General features: G+C 64.2%; 19 protein-coding genes and 1 pseudogene. 7 read left to right on the top strand and 13 right to left on the bottom strand.

The window, feature by feature from the left end:
* Positions 1-151: 151 nt before the first annotated feature.
* Positions 152-742: a polyhydroxyalkanoate synthesis repressor PhaR gene (gene phaR, locus P6U29_RS03315; protein WP_407116300.1), complete on the top strand. Its 591-nt coding sequence runs from the start codon at positions 152-154 to the stop codon at positions 740-742.
* Between the two features lie 42 nt (positions 743-784).
* Complete coding sequence (locus P6U29_RS03310; protein WP_407116299.1) at positions 785-1405, top strand: class I SAM-dependent methyltransferase; 621 nt, start codon at positions 785-787, stop codon at positions 1403-1405.
* Between the two features lie 151 nt (positions 1406-1556).
* Here P6U29_RS03310 and P6U29_RS03305 read toward each other — a convergent pair whose 3' ends face one another.
* Entirely contained in the window at positions 1557-2444 is an 888-nt protein-coding gene (locus P6U29_RS03305) for a branched-chain amino acid aminotransferase (RefSeq protein WP_407116298.1), read from the bottom strand.
* 135 nt (positions 2445-2579) lie between these two features.
* Here P6U29_RS03305 and P6U29_RS03300 point away from each other — a divergent pair, with 135 nt between their 5' ends.
* The gene (locus tag P6U29_RS03300) at positions 2580-3545 is read left to right on the top strand and encodes an alpha/beta hydrolase (protein ID WP_407116297.1); all 966 of its coding nucleotides are present in this window, start codon (positions 2580-2582) and stop codon (positions 3543-3545) included.
* Here P6U29_RS03300 and P6U29_RS03295 read toward each other — a convergent pair.
* The 3 genes from P6U29_RS03295 to P6U29_RS03285 all read right to left on the bottom strand — a co-directional run bounded on the left by P6U29_RS03295 (position 3526) and on the right by P6U29_RS03285 (position 5012).
* Positions 3526-3774, bottom strand: a complete 249-nt coding sequence (locus tag P6U29_RS03295) for a hypothetical protein (RefSeq protein WP_407116296.1) — start codon at positions 3772-3774, stop codon at positions 3526-3528. The two genes, P6U29_RS03300 and P6U29_RS03295, sit on opposite strands and share 20 nt — an antisense overlap.
* A 130-nt stretch (positions 3775-3904) precedes the next feature.
* Entirely contained in the window at positions 3905-4465 is a 561-nt protein-coding gene (locus tag P6U29_RS03290; protein WP_407116295.1) for a carboxymuconolactone decarboxylase family protein, read from the bottom strand.
* An 82-nt stretch (positions 4466-4547) separates the two neighbouring features.
* On the bottom strand, positions 4548-5012 hold the full coding sequence (locus P6U29_RS03285) for an Lrp/AsnC family transcriptional regulator (RefSeq protein WP_407116294.1): 465 nt from the start codon (positions 5010-5012) through the stop codon (positions 4548-4550).
* Between the two features lie 158 nt (positions 5013-5170).
* Here P6U29_RS03285 and P6U29_RS03280 point away from each other — a divergent pair, with 158 nt between their 5' ends.
* Positions 5171-6187, top strand: coding sequence for a 1-aminocyclopropane-1-carboxylate deaminase (locus P6U29_RS03280; RefSeq protein ID WP_407116293.1), 1017 nt, complete (start codon positions 5171-5173; stop codon positions 6185-6187).
* Between the two features lie 202 nt (positions 6188-6389).
* Here the strand turns inward: P6U29_RS03280 and recQ are convergent, their stop codons facing one another.
* From recQ to P6U29_RS03250, 6 genes are all read right to left on the bottom strand, one after another.
* Complete coding sequence (gene recQ / locus P6U29_RS03275; RefSeq protein ID WP_407116292.1) at positions 6390-8255, bottom strand: DNA helicase RecQ; 1866 nt, start codon at positions 8253-8255, stop codon at positions 6390-6392.
* Positions 8256-8501: 246 nt separating this feature from the next.
* A complete protein-coding gene (locus tag P6U29_RS03270) occupies positions 8502-9245 on the bottom strand; it encodes a polysaccharide deacetylase family protein (RefSeq protein WP_407116291.1) in 744 nt (247 codons plus the stop codon).
* Between the two features lie 104 nt (positions 9246-9349).
* Entirely contained in the window at positions 9350-10348 is a 999-nt protein-coding gene (locus P6U29_RS03265; RefSeq protein WP_407116290.1) for a homoserine O-succinyltransferase, read from the bottom strand.
* 12 nt (positions 10349-10360) lie between these two features.
* Complete coding sequence (locus P6U29_RS03260; protein ID WP_407116289.1) at positions 10361-11662, bottom strand: O-acetylhomoserine aminocarboxypropyltransferase/cysteine synthase family protein; 1302 nt, start codon at positions 11660-11662, stop codon at positions 10361-10363.
* A gap of 250 nt (positions 11663-11912) precedes the next feature.
* Positions 11913-13475, bottom strand: a complete 1563-nt coding sequence (locus P6U29_RS03255) for an amidase family protein (RefSeq protein WP_407116288.1) — start codon at positions 13473-13475, stop codon at positions 11913-11915.
* Between the two features lie 130 nt (positions 13476-13605).
* Positions 13606-14787, bottom strand: coding sequence for an MFS transporter (locus P6U29_RS03250; RefSeq protein WP_407116287.1), 1182 nt, complete (start codon positions 14785-14787; stop codon positions 13606-13608).
* A gap of 99 nt (positions 14788-14886) precedes the next feature.
* Here P6U29_RS03250 and P6U29_RS03245 point away from each other — a divergent pair, with 99 nt between their 5' ends.
* Together P6U29_RS03245 and P6U29_RS03240 are read left to right on the top strand one after the other, a co-directional pair.
* Positions 14887-15840: a LysR family transcriptional regulator gene (locus tag P6U29_RS03245; protein ID WP_407116286.1), complete on the top strand. Its 954-nt coding sequence runs from the start codon at positions 14887-14889 to the stop codon at positions 15838-15840.
* A 1419-nt stretch (positions 15841-17259) separates the two neighbouring features.
* Positions 17260-18267, top strand: a pseudogene (locus P6U29_RS03240) (IS1182 family transposase); the annotation flags it as partial.
* Between the two features lie 245 nt (positions 18268-18512).
* On the opposite strand, the gene P6U29_RS03235 reads toward P6U29_RS03240, so the two are convergent.
* The 3 genes from P6U29_RS03235 to P6U29_RS03225 form a co-directional block, all read right to left on the bottom strand.
* Positions 18513-18791 carry a DUF1488 domain-containing protein gene (locus P6U29_RS03235; protein ID WP_407116285.1) on the bottom strand — a complete coding sequence of 93 codons (279 nt, stop codon included), beginning with the start codon at positions 18789-18791 and terminating at the stop codon, positions 18513-18515.
* Between the two features lie 90 nt (positions 18792-18881).
* Positions 18882-19178: a hypothetical protein gene (locus P6U29_RS03230; protein WP_407116284.1), complete on the bottom strand. Its 297-nt coding sequence runs from the start codon at positions 19176-19178 to the stop codon at positions 18882-18884.
* A complete protein-coding gene (locus tag P6U29_RS03225; protein ID WP_407116283.1) occupies positions 19171-19437 on the bottom strand; it encodes a hypothetical protein in 267 nt (88 codons plus the stop codon). The genes P6U29_RS03230 and P6U29_RS03225 overlap by 8 nt, the downstream gene beginning before the upstream one ends.
* Positions 19438-19801: 364 nt before the next feature.
* Between P6U29_RS03225 and P6U29_RS03220 the strand changes: the two genes are divergently transcribed.
* Positions 19802-20056 (top strand): hypothetical protein, encoded by a 255-nt coding sequence (locus tag P6U29_RS03220; RefSeq protein WP_407116282.1) that lies wholly within the window; start codon positions 19802-19804, stop codon positions 20054-20056.
* Positions 20057-20186: the final 130 nt, after the last annotated feature.

The following is a 20186-nucleotide window of genomic DNA, read 5'->3' as shown; positions in this document are numbered from 1 at the left end:
CAAGCAAGATATTGCTCTGCAATTAACCGTGGCGCACAAAACGGTAGCGTGACCCCTTTGAAAATGCTTATTTTGTTGCGTTGCGTACTCTTCCCGCCCTGCGGCATGGCCCGCCGGGTTCCCGTTCTCAGCGTTTTGCAAGTGAGAGCCCATGGCGAAATCAGACCAACCCACCACCATCAAGAAATACGCGAACCGCCGGCTCTATAACACCGGAACGAGTACCTATGTGACGCTGGAAGATCTCGCCGCCATGGTCAAGGACGGCGAGGATTTCCTGGTCTACGACGCCAAGACCGGCGACGACATCACCCGCTCCGTACTCGCCCAGATCATTTTTGAGCAGGAGAACAAGGCCGGCCAGAACCTGCTGCCGACCACCTTCCTCCGCCAGCTGATCCGCTTCTATGGCGACAGCATGCAGATGGTGGTGCCGAAATATCTGGAGCAGTCGATCGCGACCCTGACCCAGGAGCAAGAGAAGTTCCGCAAGCAGATCGCCAATACGCTGTCCGGCACTCCGTTTGCTCCATTGGAGGAGCAAGTCCGCCGCAACATGGAGCTGTTCCAGCAGACCTTCTCGATGTTCAAGCCGTTCGCAGCGCCTCGTCCGGCCGCCACTCCCGAGCCGGAGCCCGATGCGAATGCCGAGCCTCCGAAGGACAGCAATATCGACGAGCTGCGCCAGCAGATGAAGGAAATGCAGGAACGCCTCGAGCGAATGTCGAAGAAGGACGAGTAGTCCTTTATGTGCGCCGGCTCACCAGCGAGCCGAGGACGAACTGTGTCTGACCGAAGCACCCATTGGGACCATGTCTACGCCACCAAGGGCGAAGCCGAGGTCAGCTGGTTCCAGAAAAACCCGGTGATCTCGCTCGAGATGATCCGTGCTGTCAGCCCCAATCATGACGCAGCCATCATCGATATCGGCGGCGGAGCATCGCGGCTGGTCGATGCGCTGTTGCAGAACGGATATCGCGACGTCACCGTGCTGGATCTTTCTGCCAATGCGCTTGACGTGGCGAAGAAGCGATTAGGCGGAGCCGCTTCGATGGTCGACTGGATCGTCGCCGATGCCACGACGTGGCAGCCGGCGAAGACCTACGACGTCTGGCACGATCGCGCCGCGTTTCACTTCCTGACCGATCCCCGCGACAGGGCCGCTTACGTCGAGCGCCTGCGGTCGGCAGTTGCGCCTGGCGGCCACGTCATCATTGCGACGTTTGCACCTGATGGTCCTGAGAAATGCAGTGGCCTGCCGGTGCAGCGCCACGACAGTGCCAGCCTTGCAGCGGAGCTTGGTCGAGAGTTCGAGCTGGTCGAGACGCGGCGCGAGATGCATCACACGCCATGGGATTCAACGCAGGCGTTTCAGTTCAGCCGGTTTCGGAGGCGGAGCTCATAAGCATGCGACGGGCGCTCGAATTTGTGGATTCTCGATGCTCCCACAAGCTCATCATTGCGAGCGCAGCGAAGCAATCCAGACTGTCACTGTGGAAAGATTCTCGATTGCTTCGCTGCGCTCGCAATGACGGAACTCGGGGAGGCAGCGCGCGTCAAGCCGCCAGCTTCACCGCATGCGCAAAGTCCCAATAGAGCTTTCGCGCCTTGGTGTAGAACAGGCCCGGCTTCAGCTCGCGCTCGTCGATGCGGATCACCGGCGCGACCTTGGCGAAATTCCCGGTTGAAAAGATCTCGTCGGCGGCCAGGAAATCGGCATAGCGCAGCGTCTTCTCGACCACGGTAACGCCGTCGCCGCGAAGCAGGCTGATGACGCGCTGGCGCGTGATGCCATTGAGGAAGGTGCCGTTCGGCACCGGCGTGAACACCACGCCGTCCTTGGCCATGAAGACGTTGGAATTGCCGAACTCGGCGACGTTGCCGAGCATGTCGAGCATCAGCGCGTTCTGGAAGCCGCGCGAAGCAGCTTCCGCGAGCGCCCGCGAATTGTTCGGATAGAGGCAAGCCGCCTTGGCCTCGACCGGCGCACATTCGGCGGTGGGCCTGCGGAACGGCGACAATGTGATGGCGTTGCCGACGGGCCTTGGCATCGGCGCCTCGTAGATGCACAGGCACCAATTGGTGGTCTCGGGGTCGAACAGCACGCCGCCGCCGCTCCCGTTCTGCGCCCAGTACATCGGACGGATGTAGAGCTCGGCATTCGCGGCAAAGCGCGCGATGCCTTCGTTTGCGAGCGCGAGCCAGGTATCGGCATCGACCACGGGCTTCAGGCCGAAATTGATCGCGGATTGATTGGCGCGGGCGACGTGACGGTCGAGATCGGGTGCGGCGCCCTCGAACGCGCGCGCGCCGTCGAACACGATCGAGCCAAGCCAGGCCGCATGCGTGCGCGGGCCCATGATCGGCACATTGCCGTCGTGCCATTTGCCCTCGAAGAAGGTCCAGCTCGGCGAATAGTCGATGGGCTTCTTGATCTCGGCCATGACCGGATTCCCTTGAAAATATCCGGGCACTATTGCCCCAATTTCTAAACGATTTGCTGCGGGATTTGGACACCCTGCCCTGGAGGGCAGGACCGCGCAAACCGGCTATAATGTCCGGCAGCCACGGAGTGCCCCATGCCGCTCGATCCGCTCGCAAAGCGTTTGTTGACCATGATGGCTGCGGCTGCGCCGCAGGCGCGGAGCCGGCCGAGCGTGGAGGCGCGGCGACAATCGCTGGCAAAGCTGATGCAGTTCGCCCGTGCCGAGGCGCCGGATGTGACGACCTCGGACGGCATGCTGCCCGGTCCCGGCGGCGAAATTCCCTATCGCCTCTACTCACCCGCTTCTGCCGGCGAATCCGCGCCGGGCTTCGTGTTCTTCCATGGCGGCGGCCTCGTCGCCGGCAGTATTGCCACGCATGACCGCATCGCCGCGGCGCTGGCGCATGCCACCGGCTGCCGCCTGGTCTCGGTCAACTACCGGCTCGCGCCCGAGCACAAATTTCCCGCGGCCGTGGACGATGCGATCGCCGCCACCGAATGGATCGCGCGCGAGGCGCCCTCCCTCGGCATTGACGCCGAACGGCTGGTTGTCGGCGGTGATTCCGCCGGCGCCACATTGGCGGCGATCGTGTGCCAGGAGGCTTTGCAAAACGCCGGTCTCTCCATCGTGGCGCAATGCCTGATCTGCCCGGTGCTGGATTTCGAGGAGACCTCGCCCTCGCGCGAGGCCTTTGCCGAGGGCCACCTGATCGATCGCGCCACGATCGAAGCCGATCTTTCCGACTATCTGCCAGGCGGCATCGACACCGCCGATCCGCGCGTCTCTCCGTTGCGCGCGACGCGGCTCACGGGCCTGCCGCCCGCGATCATCCACACCGCCGAGTACGACCCGATGCGCGACGAAGGCGATGCCTATGCCCACAGGCTGCTCGCCGCGGGTGTCGCCGTCGAGCATGTCTGCCACGACGGCATGGTCCACAATTTCCACGCCATGGGCGCAATCCTGCCGCAGGCGCAGCTCGTGCTGTCGCAGATCGGCGAGCAGGTGCGGAGGGCGGTGAAGAGGGAAAAAAGCAGCCTCACGCCCTCGAGCCAATGACCGCGCGCGCTGCCACGACATACTCCGGCCAGTGCGCGTCCGCATAGCGTTCGGCCTGCCGCGCGCAGGTGATATCGGGCGCATGCGCGGCTGCAATCGTGCGCGCGAAGCGTTCTTCGGCTACCGTCACTTCGCCGGGTTCGGCCGATGGTGCAGCGGCGGCAGCAGCGGTGGGAGCAACAGCGAGCCCCGCCATTCCGGCGAGCAGGATGCGGCGTGACGTGTTCATAGCTGTCCTCCATTGTTCGGCCTGCACTGTGGCGGGCGAGTGTATCAGTGCGATCACGGTAGGGTAACCGCACATGTCCATGGCGTCCATCGCTTGCGGAGAGCGCCCACACCGCGAAGCGAAGCCGCGGCTAGTCCGGCACCGGCACGTCATAGGTGTTGAGCGTGACCGAGACCATGCAGTAGACGCCGACGAGATAGGACAGCTCGGCGGCGCCGTGTTCGCCGAATTCCTTCACGGCCGCGCGCCAGGTCAGTTCCGGCAGTACGCCACCGCCGACCAGTGCCGAAGCCATGTCATAGGCGACCGCCTCCTGCTTGGTGAGGTCCACCGGCCGCTGCCCGGCGACGATGGTCGCGAGCTTCTCGTCCGAGAGACCGCGCTGTTCGGCCACCAGCACATGGGCATAGAGCTCGTAGCCGGAACGGAAATGCGAGCCGGTGACGAGAATCGCGACCTCGCGCACCGGCGCAGGCAGCAGCGGGTTCGACGCGATCGCCTTGACGAGCTCCCACACCGGCTTGCCGAAGCGCGGCTCGCGGATCCAGGGATTCCAGGGTCCGAGCAGCGCGCCGTCGTCGCGCATGTTCACAAAACCCTTGAAATGATCCTTGATGCCGGCTCGCATGTCGTCATAGAGCGGCTTTTGCTCGTCGGTCAGATCCTTGGGATCGAGAATGGGAAGGCGCACGGCGTGGATCTCCTCGTTGAGAGGACGCCAACGTCGCCTGCATGCGTGCGCAAAACAAGTGAAGTTGCCGTGACAGGCCTGCTCAAAACTCCAGCGGCGCGTTGTCGACGACTTCCTTCATCACGAAGAAGGTGCGGGTCTGGCGCACGCCGGGCAGCGCGATGAGCTGCTCGCCGTGAATACGGTTGAAATCCTCCATGTCGCCGACGCGGATCTTCAGGAAGTAGTCGAAATCGCCGGCGACGAGGTGGCAGTCGAGCACGAATCTCAACTTCGCAATCGCCTGTTCGAAGGTGGCAAAGCTCTCCGGCGTCGAGCGGTCGAGCACGACGCCGACCATCACCAGCGTGCCCTTTGCCACCTTCTTCGGCGCGACCATGGCGCGGACAGTGGCAATGAAGCCGTCCTCGAACAGTCGCTGGGTGCGGCGATGGCAGGTGGCGGGGCTGATTGCGACGGTTTCGGCCAGCTCGGCATTGCTGAGCCGGCCGTTATTTTGCAGCAATCTCAGGATCTTAAGGTCGGTGCGATCGAGCCGAGCGGCCATGAAAGAAGCTTCCATAAAGTGACGTTTTCCTGAAAGAATTATTAGCAATATTCGCCATTTTCGCAATAACTGGCGCAATATCACCGTAATATTCGAGAGCACATTTTCCTCGGGCGATGCTAGGCAGCCGCGAACACCAACGCCAATCGGGATGCCCCATGAAGCTCGACAAATTTCCGCGCTATCCACTCACCTTCGGCCCGACGCCGATCGAGAAGCTGGAGCGGTTGTCAAAACATCTCGGCGGCAATGTCGAGATCTATGCCAAGCGCGAGGACTGCAATTCCGGTCTTGCTTATGGCGGCAACAAGCTGCGCAAGCTCGAATACATCATTCCCGATGCGATCGCCTCCAATGCCGATACGCTGGTCTCGATCGGCGGCGTGCAATCCAACCACACCCGCATGATCGCGGCAGTCGCGGCCAAGCTCGGCATGAAATGCCGCCTGGTGCAGGAAGCCTGGGTGCCGCACGAGGACGCCGTCTATGACCGCGTCGGCAACATCATGCTCTCGCGCATCATGGGCGCCGACGTGCGCCTGGTCGACGACGGCTTCGACATCGGCATCCGCAAGAGCTGGGAGCAGGCGATCGAGGAAGTGAAGGCTGCAGGCGGCAAGCCCTACGCCATTCCCGCCGGCGCCTCCGTGCATAAGTTTGGCGGCCTCGGCTATGTCGGCTTCGCCGAGGAAGTGCGCAAGCAGGAAGCCGAGCTCGGCTTCAAGTTCGACTACATCATCGTCTGCACCGTCACCGGCTCCACCCATGCCGGCATGCTGGTGGGTTTTGCAGCGGACGGACGCGCTCGGAAAGTGATCGGCATCGACGCGTCCTTCACGCCCGCCCAGACCAAGGCGCAGGTGCTCGAGATCGCGCAGAACACGGCAAAACTCGTCGAGCTCGGCAAGGACCTCGTCGCCGACGACGTCGTGCTGATCGAAGACTACGCCTACCCCGCCTATGGCGTGCCGTCGGAAGAGACCAAGGAGGCGATCCGCCTCACCGCACGTCTGGAAGGTATGATCACTGATCCCGTCTACGAGGGCAAGTCGATGCAGGGTCTGATCGACCTTGCAAAGAAGGGCTATTTCGAGAAGGGCGCGAAGATCCTCTACGCCCATCTCGGCGGCGCGCCGGCGCTGAACGGATATGCGTATGCGTTCCGGAACGGGTGAGTGAAGGCTGGCTCTCGCCTCACTGTCGTCCCGGGCAAGCGCAAGCGCAGACCCGGGACCCATACATCGCAGCAATAGTTTTGCGAAGACTCGTGGTTGCCAGCTTGCCCCATCCACACCGGCCTGTGGTTATGGATCCCGGATCGGCGCGCGCTTTGGGCGCGCTTGTCCGGGATGACGAGGTGGAGGGATAGGCGCGCTGCTACCTCGTCCTAACGATCTGCAGCAGCTCGTCGCCGTAATGCTCGAGCTTCTTGTCGCCGATGCCCGGCACGTTGCGCAGCTCGTCCAGCGTGGTCGGCCAGGCCCGGACGATGCCGTCGATGGTGGCGTCGTGCAGCACCACGTAGGCCGGCACGCCGCGTTCGCGCGCGACCTCAGAACGCCAGGCGCGCAGGCGTGCGCGCAGCTCGGGATCGACATCGCCTTGCGGCGCGCTCGCCGCGGGCGCGAGATCGCCGCGCCGGGATTTGGCCCGGCTCGACCGGATGAGGGTGCCCGGAACCTCCTCGCGCAGCCACACGTCCGTTTCGCCGCGCAGCACGCCGCGCGAGGACTCCGTCAGCTTGAGCGCGCCAAACGCCTCGCTGTCGCTTCGCAAATGTCCCATCGCCACCAATTGCCGCAGCACCGTGCGCCACTGCTTTTCGTTGAGCTCGCGGCCGATGCCGAACACCGATAGCTTGTCGTGACCGAACTGCGTCACCTTCTCGGTCAGGCGTCCCACCAGCACGTCGATCAAATGCATCGCACCAAAGCGCTGTCCGGTGCGGTAGACGCAGGACAGCAGCTTCTGCGCCAGCACCTTGCCGTCGCGCATCTTGGGCGGTGTCAGGCAATTGTCGCAATTGCCGCAGCCCTCACCCATCACGATCTCGCCGAAATAGGCGAGCAGCCGCCGGCGCCGGCAGTGCGGCGTTTCGGCAAGGCCGACCAGCGCATCGAGCTTGCCGATCGAGACCCGCTTGAATTCGTCGGAGGCGTTGGACTCGTCGATCATGCGACGCTGCTGCACGATGTCCGAGAGGCCGTAGGCCATCCAGGCCGCCGACGGCTTGCCGTCACGACCGGCGCGCCCTGTCTCCTGGTAGTAGGCCTCGATGCTCTTGGGCAGATCCAAATGGGCGACGAAGCGCACGTCGGGCTTGTCGATGCCCATGCCGAACGCGACGGTCGCGACGATGACGATGCCGTCCTCGTTGAGAAAGCGGTCCTGGTTGCGAGAGCGAACGCTGCCATCGAGCCCGGCGTGATAGGGCAGCGCCGAAATGCCAGCGTCCTGTAGCGCGGCAGCGACCTCTTCGACGCGGTTGCGCGAGAGGCAATAGACCACGCCGGCATCGCCGATGTGGCGCTCGCGGATGAATTCCTTCAGCTGCGATACCGCATTGCGCTTGTCGACGATCTCGTAGCGGATATTGGGCCGGTCGAAGCTCGAGACGAATTGCGGCGCGTTCGAGAGCTGAAGCCGCGCGACAATCTCCTTGCGCGTCAGCTCGTCGGCGGTCGCGGTCAGCGCGATGCGCGGCACGTCGGGAAAGCGCTCGGCGATGATGGAGAGGCCGACATATTCGGGCCGGAAGTCATGGCCCCATTGCGAGACGCAATGCGCCTCGTCGATCGCAAACAGTGCCACCTTCGCCTGCGCCAACAGCGACAGGCAGCGCGGCGTCACCAGGCGTTCCGGCGCGACATAGAGAAGGTCGAGATCGCCCGCGAGCAGGCGCCGCTCGATGTCGGAAGCCTCCTGCGGCGTCAGCGACGAATTCAGCGCGGCGGCATTGACGCCGGCCTCGATTAGGCCGGCGACCTGGTCGCGCATCAGGGCGATCAAGGGCGACACCACGATGCCGCAGCCTTCGCGCAGCAAGGACGGAAGCTGGTAGCACAGCGACTTGCCACCGCCGGTCGGCATCAGCACCAGGCAATTGCCGCCATCGGTGACATGCCGGATGATCTCGCCCTGCGCGCCGCGGAAACCCGGCAGGCCGAACACCGAATGCAGCACCGACAGCGCATCGCGGCCGTTGGCCAGCGCAGGCAGCGGAGCGGTGGAGGCAGCGGACATGGGCGGAGCAGATCAGGCCATGAGATTCGTCACAAGGCCAGTCGCATGCTGGCGCGGCCGTGGCAAGACTGTTTGCGCGGCAAGCAATGCTGCGTCTTCTCCCTCTCCCCGTTCTTACGGGGAGAGGGTGGGGTGAGGGGCCTCTCTCCGCGTATGAGAATGCCGATGGGCCTGTACCCCCTCACCCGGATCGCATCTGATGATGCGATCCGGCCTCTCCCCGCAAGCGGGGAGAGGTGAAACCTCTTACGCCCCGATCCGTCGCAGCGCCTCTGCGACCGTGACGATCGGCACGTTGCGCTTGGCCGCGGCCTGCAGCGCATGGCGCATCAAATGCGGCGTGCAGCCATAGGGGCTCGGCCTGTCGGTGACATCGTGGCCGTAGAAGATCAGCCAACCGCCGCTTGCGACCGCCTCGTCGAAATAGCGATCGATGCCCGCCGCATCGATCTCGCAATCGATCAGCGGCGAGGCGCGCAGGAACTGGAGGTCGACGACGTCGCTATTGACGCCGGGCAGGATGCCACGCGCGGAGCGGAAGGCTTTTGCGAGTTGCGGCTTGCGCCAGACCGAGGCGATCCCATAGGGATAGGCGAAATTCTCCAGCGTGATCGAGGCATCGATGCCGCGGAGATGACTGCGATTCCGCTCGATCTCGCGAGCCATCGCGGCTTCGTCGAGAGTGGCCGAGCTCTGATGCGAGAAGGTGTGGCAGGCAATCTCGTGCCCGGCGCGGTGAAGTCGCACGATCGCGTCATTCGACAGACCATGCCAATGATCCGAGGGACGATCGATCAGGCTACCGGCGAGGTAATAGGTGCCGCGGCCGCCATGCTGCTCCAAAAGCTCGGCACCCTCGCCTGCGGCGCTGTCGGGGGCATCGTCGAAGGTGAAGCTCACCATCGGCGCATGCGCGGGCAGCCGGTGCGGCGCGGCACGGAAATGCCGGGCCAGCCGATTGCTCACGCGTCCCTGGAGTGCCGACCACACGCTGCGTTTCCCGTGATATCCTATTTCTCTACTGAAACATTCGTGCGCAGGTTGAGGCAAGCCTAACGCCCGGGTAATCCTAACGCGGAATCAGGCCGCATCGGCTAGCGCGCCGCCACCGCCGCGTCGGCGTCCGCGCCGAGATAGCGCAACCAGTTGCGGAAGAGCACCGCCGCGGCTTTGCCAGCGTCGATATCGGCACGCAAGCTCAGCCCAGGCAGCTCATTGGTGAGTGCCGGATGGCGCTGGTGTGTCGCCTTCTTCTCGAAGCGAGTCAGCTTCTCTTCCGTCGCTGCGTCAAAATAACCCACCGGCAGGCGCGGATAGTTGTCGCGCTCCCTCGCGAGATAGCGGCCGATGTCGCGCAGATATTCGCGCTGGAGCGACAGCGCGTCATATTCCGGGTGGCCCTGGAAGAACACGAAGCGGCTGGCATATTGGCGGATGAAGACATCGACGCCGGCCTGATTCGAGCGTGTCAGCACCTGATAGCCGGCCTGAACGAGATCGCTCTCGGCGATCTCGTTCAGGCGCGAATGCGAGACCTTGAGCGGCGCAGGCGCTCCGCGCGTCAGGGGATCATGCGTCACGGCTTCGCAATCGAAGATGCCATGGCATTTGGCCGGCAGCCGCCGCCGTTCGATACGGTCGAGATGCAGCACCGCCGCATGCGCGGCGAGGCACGACCAGATCGTCGAACGGGTGTTGGTCTTGGCCCAGTCGATCAGCTCGGTCAGGTCGCGCCAGTAGGGCTCCTGGTCGAGCTCGGGAGCGACCGGCTCGGCGCCGGTGACGATCAGCCCATCGAATTTGTGGCGTCGGAGCTCGGACAGTTCCGAATATTCGCTCTCGACATGCCATCTGGCTTCCGGCGAGCGCTTCACAGACGGCAGCGAGAAGCAGTGGAAGCGGATACGGCGCGCGCCCGCGGCGGCCTGAAGCAGCTTCATGAACTGCCGCTCGGTCGCCTTTAGTGCCGGATCCGGCATGTTGTTGACGAGACCGATGGTGAGTTCGGTGCCGGCTTCGCGCGCGAGATCGTGCGCGGCCGGCACCAGCGCCGGGCCCGCGATGACTTGATCCCTGTCGATCAAGATCGTCATGGGCGGCGCCGCTTACTCCGCGGCCTCGAGGCGCGCCGACGGGCAGGCCTTTTCCAGCGCCTGGTCGATGTCCGCGATGATATCAGAGACATGCTCGATGCCGATCGACAGACGGATGGTCTCCGGCAGCACCCCGGCGACGCGCTGCTGCTCCGCCGACATCTGACGGTGCGTGGTCGAGGCCGGATGGCAAGCCAGCGATTTGGCATCGCCGATATTGACGAGCCGCGTGATCAGCTTCAGCGCATCGTAGAAGGTCTTGCCGGCCTCCATGCCGCCCTTGATGCCGAAGGTGAACAGCGAGGAGGCGTTGCCGTTCAGATATTTCTGCACGAGCGGATAATAGGAGCTGTCCGGGAAGCCGGTATAATTGACCCAGGCCACGCGCGGGTCACCGCGCAAAAATTCGGCGACCTTGCGGGCGTTCTCGACATGGCGCTCCATGCGCAGCGCCACGGTCTCGATGCCCTGGAGCAGCAGGAAGGCATTGAACGGCGACAGCACCGAGCCCATGGTGCGCTGATAGACGCTGCGCGCGCGCTCGATATAGGCGGTGCGGCCGAACCGCTCGGCATAGACGAGGCCGTGGTAGGAGGCGTCGGGCTTGTTGTAGGCCGGGAAACGATCGGCGTATTCCGCCCAAGGGAAGTTTCCGGAATCGACGATGGCGCCGCCGAGCGTGGTGCCGTGACCGCCCAGGAATTTGGTCAGCGAATGCACGGCGATGTCGGCGCCGTAGTCGAACGGCTTGAGCAGGATGGGGGTTGCGACGGTGTTGTCGACGATCAGCGGCACGCCATGCGCATGCGCGACCTTCGCCAGGGCCTCGATGTCGCAGACATTGCCGGCGGGATTGCCGATGGTCTCGGCGAACACGGCCCGGGTGTTCTCGTCGATCAGCTTTGCGATCGCATCAGGCGCGTCACTCTCGGCGAAGCGGCCGGTAATGCCCTGGCGCGGCAGGATGTGCGAGAGCAGCGTGTGCGTGGTACCGTAGAGCTGCGGCACCGACACGATGTTGCCGCCGTGATCGGCGACGTTGACGAAGGCGAAATGCAGCGCGGCCTGCCCGGTCGCGACCGCGAGCGCGCCGACGCCGCCTTCGAGCTGGGCGATGCGTTTCTCCAGCACCGCGCTGGTCGGATTGGCGATGCGGCTGTAGCGAAAGCCCTCGGTCTCGAGATTGAACAGAGCCGCGCCGTGATCGGCGCTGTCGAAGGCGTAGGCCGCGGTCTGGTAGATCGGCACGGCGACGGCGTGCGTCGTGGCTTCGGGCTCGTAGCCGGCGTGAATAGCGATCGTCTCGTTGCGCATCGTGCCACCTCCGCGTGGGGCGGGCCGCACTTATTGGCCTACAATGAGGCGTGTGCGTTGTCCGCCGTCCCCCTGTTAGAGGCGGGTGGTAAAGCGGACAATAATTCGCCTAGAGATCGAGGAAGTAACCCTAACACTTGCCCGCGAATTGGCCGAAATCCGGGTTAAAGCGAGTTAAGAAATGCACAGATGCACCCCTCGCCCGCGAAGAGCGAGGGTGCGTCCGTCAACGCTGCGAAAGCTGACAGACTCAGCTCATCCGTTCCCACAGCTGGTGGGCGAGCACGCCGACGCGCTTCTCGATCGCGGCCGCGGCATCGAGTGCGAGATCCTCGCGATAGCGCCCGGCAATCAGCTGCACACCGATCGGCTTGCCGTCATGCAGCGCCACCGGCACCACCGCGCCGGGCAGGCCCAGCACGTTGATGGCGGAGATGAAGCGGATCTCGCCCCAGAAGATCTCGCGTACGCGCTCGGCACTGACGGTATCCTCGCGCGGGCCCGGCGTCGGCTTCACCGTGGTCGGCGCCAGCACGACTGGATAGTCCTCGAAGAACAATTGCCAGGCGCGGATGTGGCCGTTGCGCGCGGCAGCGGCGCGCATCCAGGCCGGCAGATCGAGCACGTTGGCCTTGGCTTTCATGCCGCCCCAGGCCTTGTGAAAATCTTCGGACGTGACCTTCAGCATGGAGGCTTCCTGCATCACCACGGTCTCGTTGATGATGATGTCGCACCAGGTCTGCCAGACACCGTTGATGTCGGGCACCTCGACCTCGCTGACGCGGTAGCCGGAACGCTCGAGATGATCGGCGGCCTGGCGCAGCGCTGCGGCGACCGACGGATCGACGTCCATGTCCTCGGGGATCTTTGCCAGCGCGATCTTGATCGGCCTCTTCGGCCGCTCGCCGACCAGTGGTGCCGGCACCCACCAGGGATCGCGCGGATCGCGCTGGCTCATCACCTCGAGCGCAAGGCGAACGTCGGCGACATGGCGCGCGAGCGGTCCCTGCGCCGACATCAGATGCGCCAGCATCGGCCGCTCCGCCGTTGCGCTGGCGTTGAAAGCGGGGATGCGGCCCTGCGTCGGCTTGATGGTGGCGACGCCGTTGCAATGCGCCGGCCAGCGCAGCGAGCCGCCGATGTCGTTACCGTGGGCGATGGTGCCGATGCCCGCCGCGACTGCCGAACCCGCGCCGCCCGAGGAGCCGCCGCAGGTGATATCAGGATCCCAGGGATTGAGCGTCAGCCCGTGCAGGGGATTGTCGGTGAAGCCGCGGAAGGAGAATTCGGGCGTATTGGTGAGCCCGATGACGATCGCGCCGGCCTTCTTCAGGTTGCGGACAACAGGCGCATCGGAGGGCGCAACCAGGTCCTTGTTGGCGGGCACGCCGTTGAAGTTCGGCCGGCCCTCGTAGTCGACATTTTCCTTGATGGTGATGGGCACGCCGTGCAGGAGGCCGAGCTCGCCGCCCCTGGCGCGCTGCTTGTCGGCCGCATGGGCCGCGGCAAGCGCTTCCTCCGAGAGATCGACGACGACGGCGTTCAGCCGCGGATTGACGGCGCGCATCCGGTCGAGATGGGATTCGACTGCCTCGACTGCGGAGATGGCGCCGGAGCGGATCGCGGCTGCGGTCTCGACCGCCGACCATTGCCAAGCCGGCCCCTTGGGACGCCGTGGTGCGGCGGACTTCGCTCGTGGCGCCTTCCTGGCCGGCTTCGCGACCACGCTCTTGCGGCCGGCGCTCGCCTTGCTCGGAGTCTTCGCCGCTTTCTTCAAGACACTTTTCTTCTTGGTCGCCGTCTTCTTCGCCACGCCAGCATCTCCTTCGATTGCGCGGCGGAGGTTACGGACGACGTGCGACCCTGTATAGGTGCGTTTCTGCATGGCGCGTTGGCGTGAGGACCGCTGCGACCAATCGTCAGCGGGGCCCCACGCCTTCGCTCTACTCCGCCGGCGATGCTGCGACGGCGGCCGGCGCACGGTCGAGCCGGAGGCTCCACAGCGCCAGCACGAGACCAATCGCCGTGATCCCGGCTGCGACCAAAGGCAGCGCGGAGAAACCAAGCCCGCGATCAATGGTGACGCCACCGGCCCAGGCGCCGAGCGCGTTGCCGAGATTGAACGCGGCGATGTTGAGGCTGGAGGCCAGCGTGCGGCCGCTGGGGCCGGCGGTCTCCAGCACGCGAAGCTGGAGCGGGGCGACAGTCGCGAAAGCAGCGATACCGAGCAGCAAGATCAGCGCGATGGAAAGAATCTTGATCGATAGCACGGCGGCCAGGCCAAGCAGCACGATCGCAAGCGCGGCAAGCGTGCCGGTCAGCGCGCGTGCGAGGCCTCGGTCCGCAAGCCGGCCACCGGCGACGTTGCCGATCGCAAGGCCAACGCCGAACACCAGCAGGATCGGCGAGACCGCAGCCTCCGAGAAGCCGGTGAAGCGCGTCAGGATCGGCTGGATATAGGTGAAGACGACGAACAGGCCGGCGAAGCCGAACACGGTCATCGCAAGGCCGAGCAGCACCTGCGGACGGCTGAGCACCGCCACTTCTTCGGCAAGCGAGATCGGCTTGTCGCCATTGCCGACATGGCCGGGGACAAGCGCGGCTACCACCGCAAACGCAATCACGCCGATCACCGTCACCGCCCAGAATGCCGCGCGCCAGCCGAGCATCAGGCCGAACCAAGCGCCGAAGGGCACACCCAGAAGGGTCGCGACCGTGAGGCCGATGAACATGGTGGCGATCGCAGACGCGCACTTGTCCTCGGCGACGAGGCTGGTGGCCACGACCGAGCCGACGCCGAAGAAGGTGCCGTGGGCGAGCGAGGTCAGGACGCGTGCGGCCATCAGCAACTCATAGTTCGGCGCCAATGCGCAAGCCGCGTTGCCCAGCGTGAAGATCGCCATCAGCGCCAGCAGCACCGTCTTCCGCGGCATTTTGCGCGTCGCCAGGGTGAGGACTGGCGCCCCCACGAATACGCCGAGCGCATAGCCGGAAATAAGAAGGCCCGCGACAGGCACGGAGACATGCATGTCGGCGGCGACCTGGAGCAAGAGGCCCATGATGATGAATTCGGTGGTGCCGATGCCGAAGGCACCGGCAGTGAGAGCGAGAACGGCGGGAGGCATGCATGGCTCCAATGGGTGAGACGAGCCCACGCAAATAGCGGCGTTGCCGCAGAACCATTAGAATGTCCGTAATCCAATCATTTGTGACGTGAATTCAACATGGCCCGTTTCGATACCAACCGCGCCGCCGAGATAGAGGTGTTCGTCCGCGTCGTCGACCTCGGCGGCTTCACCCAGGCCGCGCGAAAGCTGCGCCTGACGCCGTCGGGCGTCAGCAAGCTGATCTCGCGTCTGGAGGCGCGCCTCGGCGCGCGGCTGGTCAACCGAACCACGCGCAAGCTGACGCTGACGGAGGAAGGCCAGGCCTTCTACGATCGCTCGTTGCGCATCCTCGCCGAGATGGAGGAGGCCGAGCGCGAAGCGGCCTCAGGCGCGGCGCCGCGCGGCCGCCTCACGGTCAATTGCAACATTCCCTTCGGCATGCTGCATGTGATGCCGTTGATCCCGCGCTTCCTGAAGCAGCATCCCGACGTCACGCTCGATCTCGTGCTAACCGATACGCTGATCGACCTGATGCAGGAGCGCGCCGATGTCGCCATTCGCGCTGGCCCTCTGCGCGCCTCACGTCTGGTCGCGCGAAAGCTCGGCACCAGCCGCATGGTCGTGGTCGGCGCGCCGGATTATCTCGCCCGCTGTGGCACGCCGAAGACACCAGCCGATCTCGCCGATCACCGTGGCATCGGCTGGACCTTTCCGCGCAGCATCCGCGGCTGGCCGTTTAGGCGCGGCGACCACACCGAGGAGGCCGTGCCCCCGCCCGTCGCGCGCGCCAGCGACGGCGAAGCCGCCCGCCGGCTCTGCCTCGGCGGCGTCGGCCTTGCCCGCCTCGCCCTCTTCCACATCGGCCCCGACATCGAATCCGGCCGCCTCGTTCCGGTGCTGCAAAGCTACAATCCCGGCGACCGCGAAGACATCCACGCCGTCTATGTCGGCCACACCGCCCCGCTACCCGCGCGCGTCCGCGCCTTCATCGATTTCCTCGCGGAGCACGTGCGGGTGAGCGATCCCGCGCTGAAGCGGGCGGGGGATGGGATGTGGAAATTGATGGGGTGAGCTGGCGGGCCGAGGGCTCAGAAGAAAGTTTGCCCCCGGCTTGCCGAGCCGAAGCAAACGGCAACGAGTCCGCCTTCGCCCTGCGGGCTTCGGCGCGACAGCCTTGCGCAAACTTCGTTTGCGAAGACTGGCGGAGGGAGAGAATTTAGAAAAAAACTTGCTCGACCGCTGCGCGTCAGGTGCTCTCGCTAGGATGAGACGCCCCGAGCTAAACGGCTCTCCGTTAACGAGAATTCGACGCGCAAAGCCCAAAGAAAATCACAAATCTGCGCCCAAGAGCCCTTGCAGTCTGACAAGGGCGTCGGTTCCGCGAGCCATCACAGCGACAGCGAGCAAGACCGCGCAGGCCAGTCGCCCTCTCGGCGAGCACCGCTTTGTAGGGCCATCTCCCCCCTCTCGGCCGATCCTCATATCGACCGGAGTTCAGCTAGCGTGATCCACCCGACTCCTACAAGCCGTTGCCGCGATTGGCCCATCTGCAAAGTTGCGCGGCTCATGGCGGCAGAGCGAACAAGATTTGCTCAACCTGAGTTCTTCGCATTTTGACCCGCAGCGCACCTGCGCTCATTCTCATTTTGTACCGGCGCCCTTGGTTTGTTCCTGTACGGCTGCTCGTACGGTCCGTCTTGGCCCAAAGGTCCTCGTTTGTGCGAGTGTCCTAGTTTAATTCTTCTCCTGAGGCGCCCCGCTAGCATCTCGTCGGATTCGAGGTGCCTATGTCGCAAACCAACTCCCAGCCAATCTGCCCGAAATGCAGAGAACCGGTTCGGCTTCTCTTCAATCTGTTCGACGCGAAGAGCGGGAGCCATGTCCCCCTCTACAAGTGTCGGTGCGGCGAACTGGTATGGGGCGATCATCAGGAACCTTCCCGCTTAACATGAGTTTAACATGAGTTAAGCTCCCGGGTTCGCCCCCATAGGCGTTAAGTTTATTCTTGAGTGTTGGAATCACACGTGATTCCAAGGCGGGTGGCAGACGAATCGCTTCTGAACGAGGACTGGACGAGAGTGGTTGCGCAGCTCGGCGGGGCTGCGCAGCTTGAAATAAGTGCGCGCCAGACGAAGGCTTTCGTGCGGCGGCGCCAAATTCCAGATGCGGTGTCGTTACTTCGGCTGATGCTGGCCTATTGTCTGGGTGAAAGAGGGTTGAGATCGACAGCCGCGTGGGCCGCTGCTGTTGGCCTTGCCGACCTCAGCAGCGTGGCGTTGTTCTATCGCCTGCGTCAATGTGGCGATTGGTTTGCAGTGCTGGTGGAGGCCTTGCTGGCTGCGGCAGCCCCGAAGGCGAGCCGAGGCCGCCTGATCCGCATTATCGATGCGACGACAGTGCCTCAGGCAGGACCGGCTGCGCGCAGGAACAGTGAGCTTTGGCGCGTTCATAGTGCATTCGATCTGCCATATGAGCGCTTTGGTCGCGACGTCGAGCGTCGCCATCGATGGCAGCAAGTTCAAAGCGGTGAACAACCGGGACAAAAACTTCACACGGGCGAAGGTGGAGCGGCGGCGCGCCCAGCTGGAGGAGAGCGTCGCGCGCTATCTGAGCCAACTTGACACGGCCGACCGACAGGAGCCGAGCGAGATGCTGGCCGCCAAGGTGACGAGGCTGACCGAGAAGCTGACGAAGCTGAAGGAGGAAATGGGTAAGCTTGCCGTCTACGAGAAGCAGATGCTTGCGTCGCCCGACCAGCAAATCTCGCTGACCGATCCCGACAGCCGCTCGATGGCGACAAGCGGCCGCGGCTCCGGCACCGTCGGTTACAACGTGCAGGTCGCCGTCGATACCGAGCACCATGATTGTGACGCATGAGGTGACGAACAGCGGTTCGGATCGCGCGCAACTTGCTAACATGGCCAAGCAGGCGAAGGCTGTTCTAAAGACCGAGACGCTCGAGGCCGTGGCCGATCGCGGCTACTTTAACAGCCCAGAGATCCTCGCCTGCCACGAAGCCGGCATCACCGTAACTCTGCCCAAGCCGCAGACGTCGGGCGCCAAGTCGGAGGGGCGCTTCGGTAACCAGGACTTTGCCTATTTGCCAGAGGATGACGCCTATCGCTGTCCAGCTGGAGAGCGATTGCCGTATCGCTACACAAACGAAGAAGACGGCAAGATGCTGCGGCGCTACTGGACCACCGCCTGTCAAAATTGTGCGCTCAAATCGCAGTGCACGACAGGGCCAGAGCGGCGGATTACGCGGTGGGAGCATGAGCATCTGCTCGAGCTGTGCAGCAGCGCCTTGACGCGAACCCAGAAGCCATGCGTCAGCGTCGAGAGACGGTCGAGCATCCGTTCGGCACCATGAAGGCCCGCATGGGGGCGACACACTTCCTTACCAAAACGCTCCCAAAAGTCCCGGCCGAGATGGCGCTCTCGGTCTTGGCCTTTAATCTGACACGGGCCATGAACATAGTCGGGACCAAGCCGCTGATGGGCTGCGATGGCGGCCTGAGACAGGCGCGGTTCCTAGCTTCCGAACCGACGCCCTTTGAAGCCTTTTTGCACGGCCAAGACCCATTGCAGACATCGATTGCTGTTTCTGGGTAACCCGAACGATCTGAACAGCGCTCTGCCATAGTCGTGATTATAACCATTACTGGTATTCTCGACGGGTGGTAGATCCGTCACCACGGTGCGGCTCGGCATCGAAACGTACCCGTCGACCGAGGCTCGTGTGCCTACCCCCGAAAATCAATGCTCCGCAGCACGATCCCTGGCGGCGTCCCTTCGAATTCGCAGGCGCGGTATTTGCTGGCAGCGCAGGCTTCGATGCGGTCGCGCAGGCGGGCGAACTGGGCTTCGCGGTGCTCGGGCGCGACCTTGGGCCCGCATTCGAGATCGTCCATCGCGGAGGTCGAGATCGCGCAACCGATCTCGCGCGGGCCGTCCTGCATGGAGAACAGCACGATCATACGGTTGTATTCGAGGCCGATGTAGCGGCCGCTGGTGAGGGTCATGACGGGCTCCTATGCGGTCGGTTCGCTGCCTTCTTTGTCCCCCGCCCGCGTCTTCCCGCGCGTGACGGGAAGCGAGCGGCCGAAATGGCCTCAGCTCTCCTCCGACAGCCGGGCGAAATCGTCGAACAGCGCGGAGACCAGCGCGCGGTGGCGCGTGTCCTCGACCGGCAGGCTGGCGGCATAGAGGTTGAGCAGATAACGCGCCTTCACCGCGGCTTCGGACCAGGACGCGGCGGGCACTGTCATCAGGCGATTTTCGAGATCGGCCTCACGCTCGCGCAGCTGCCGGACATTGTTCTCGACGTCGGCGAGCGCGCGGCGCAAATCGGTCGCCTTCTGCGCGGCCATGCCGCGATGCTTGTCGAGATCGACGGGATGATCAGTCATTGGCGAGGCCCGCGTCGCCGGCGACCGCCGCCGCAAGGTCGGCCGCGCGGATCGAGAGCATCTCGAGCGAGCCGAGCACGCCTTCCACGGGCACGATGATCGAGGTGCCGACGCGGCGCCAGGCCGAGACGGTATCGCTGTCAATCTTCTCCTCGTCAGCAATCACCGGATAGACGCCGGCGGGCAGCATGCGCTCGATGGCGTGAATGCGGAACGGATGCCTAAACGTGACGGTTTCCCGCCGCGGACGGATGGTCATGCACGCCTGCCTTGCTGCGACAGCGGCCCCAAACCGACGCCGGTGATTGCAAGCATGCGCCTCCTCAGCAGCAATAGCCAGCATTATCGTCGCGCGGCGTTTTAGTCCTCGCTATCGGTGCGCGGTAGGCGTAGGCTCTGATCCATCACCGCATCTTCCGCTACGGCATCGACCGGTGACTGAGGGTCATGTGCGCTCCCGCCGTCAAATCAGTCGCTAGGGCGTCGCCTCGTCGTGGCCGCGCAGGAGCATGCGATGTCCCGTTTTCGCGTCTCGGAGTGGATCGTCCCGCCGGTGATCGTTCCGCTGTTCCTTTTGTTGCTGGTCTGCGCGGCGGCCCTGCTCAATGGCTAGACGCACGCACGTGCCCTGGCTCGTCAGCGGGACGAACGAATATGGCAGCGCCAATCTCGGACGCAGCAGCGCCACCGCCGCATTGCGGCTGGCTCGCAAGCTGCTGCGCGACGGCACCATGGACGTGCGCGTCTGCACGCCGCGCGGGCGCGTGCTGCAGGCGAATGAACTCGGTGACCTCGACCCCCAGCAAAGCGACATGGCCAAGGGACAGCAACGCGGCAACCGCGAAGCCGAGAAGCTGAAAAGAAAGCCAAGGCTATAGTGCCGAGCCCCAAAGATGCTGCCTCGCAGCCGAATCTCAGACCGGCGAAGTAAAAGGAGATGGCGTTTTCGTGCTCCAGCAGTCTACGGGGTCGCCCGCAGCTGGCGTCCGACAACGGTACTTCGGGACT

This window comes from Bradyrhizobium sp. LMG 9283 (assembly GCF_045571415.1).
In the GTDB taxonomy this organism is placed as follows: domain Bacteria; phylum Pseudomonadota; class Alphaproteobacteria; order Rhizobiales; family Xanthobacteraceae; genus Bradyrhizobium.
The sequence above is the reverse complement of the archived record's forward strand: the minus strand, read 5'-3'. Positions and strand labels throughout refer to the sequence as shown.

Coding starts and splice junctions, on each gene's coding strand:
- P6U29_RS03285 (WP_407116294.1), bottom strand. CDS start 5,012: ATGGCCGCTCGGCTCGATCGCACCGACCTTAAGATCCTGAGATTGCTG.
- recQ (WP_407116292.1), bottom strand. CDS start 8,255: ATGTCCGCTGCCTCCACCGCTCCGCTGCCTGCGCTGGCCAACGGCCGC.
- P6U29_RS03225 (WP_407116283.1), bottom strand. CDS start 19,437: ATGACCATCCGTCCGCGGCGGGAAACCGTCACGTTTAGGCATCCGTTC.
- P6U29_RS03260 (WP_407116289.1), bottom strand. CDS start 11,662: ATGCGCAACGAGACGATCGCTATTCACGCCGGCTACGAGCCCGAAGCC.
- P6U29_RS03280 (WP_407116293.1), top strand. CDS start 5,171: ATGAAGCTCGACAAATTTCCGCGCTATCCACTCACCTTCGGCCCGACG.
- P6U29_RS03250 (WP_407116287.1), bottom strand. CDS start 14,787: ATGCCTCCCGCCGTTCTCGCTCTCACTGCCGGTGCCTTCGGCATCGGC.
- P6U29_RS03295 (WP_407116296.1), bottom strand. CDS start 3,774: ATGAACACGTCACGCCGCATCCTGCTCGCCGGAATGGCGGGGCTCGCT.
- P6U29_RS03265 (WP_407116290.1), bottom strand. CDS start 10,348: ATGACGATCTTGATCGACAGGGATCAAGTCATCGCGGGCCCGGCGCTG.
- P6U29_RS03305 (WP_407116298.1), bottom strand. CDS start 2,444: ATGGCCGAGATCAAGAAGCCCATCGACTATTCGCCGAGCTGGACCTTC.
- P6U29_RS03230 (WP_407116284.1), bottom strand. CDS start 19,178: ATGACTGATCATCCCGTCGATCTCGACAAGCATCGCGGCATGGCCGCG.
- P6U29_RS03245 (WP_407116286.1), top strand. CDS start 14,887: ATGGCCCGTTTCGATACCAACCGCGCCGCCGAGATAGAGGTGTTCGTC.
- P6U29_RS03235 (WP_407116285.1), bottom strand. CDS start 18,791: ATGACCCTCACCAGCGGCCGCTACATCGGCCTCGAATACAACCGTATG.
- phaR (WP_407116300.1), top strand. CDS start 152: ATGGCGAAATCAGACCAACCCACCACCATCAAGAAATACGCGAACCGC.
- P6U29_RS03300 (WP_407116297.1), top strand. CDS start 2,580: ATGCCGCTCGATCCGCTCGCAAAGCGTTTGTTGACCATGATGGCTGCG.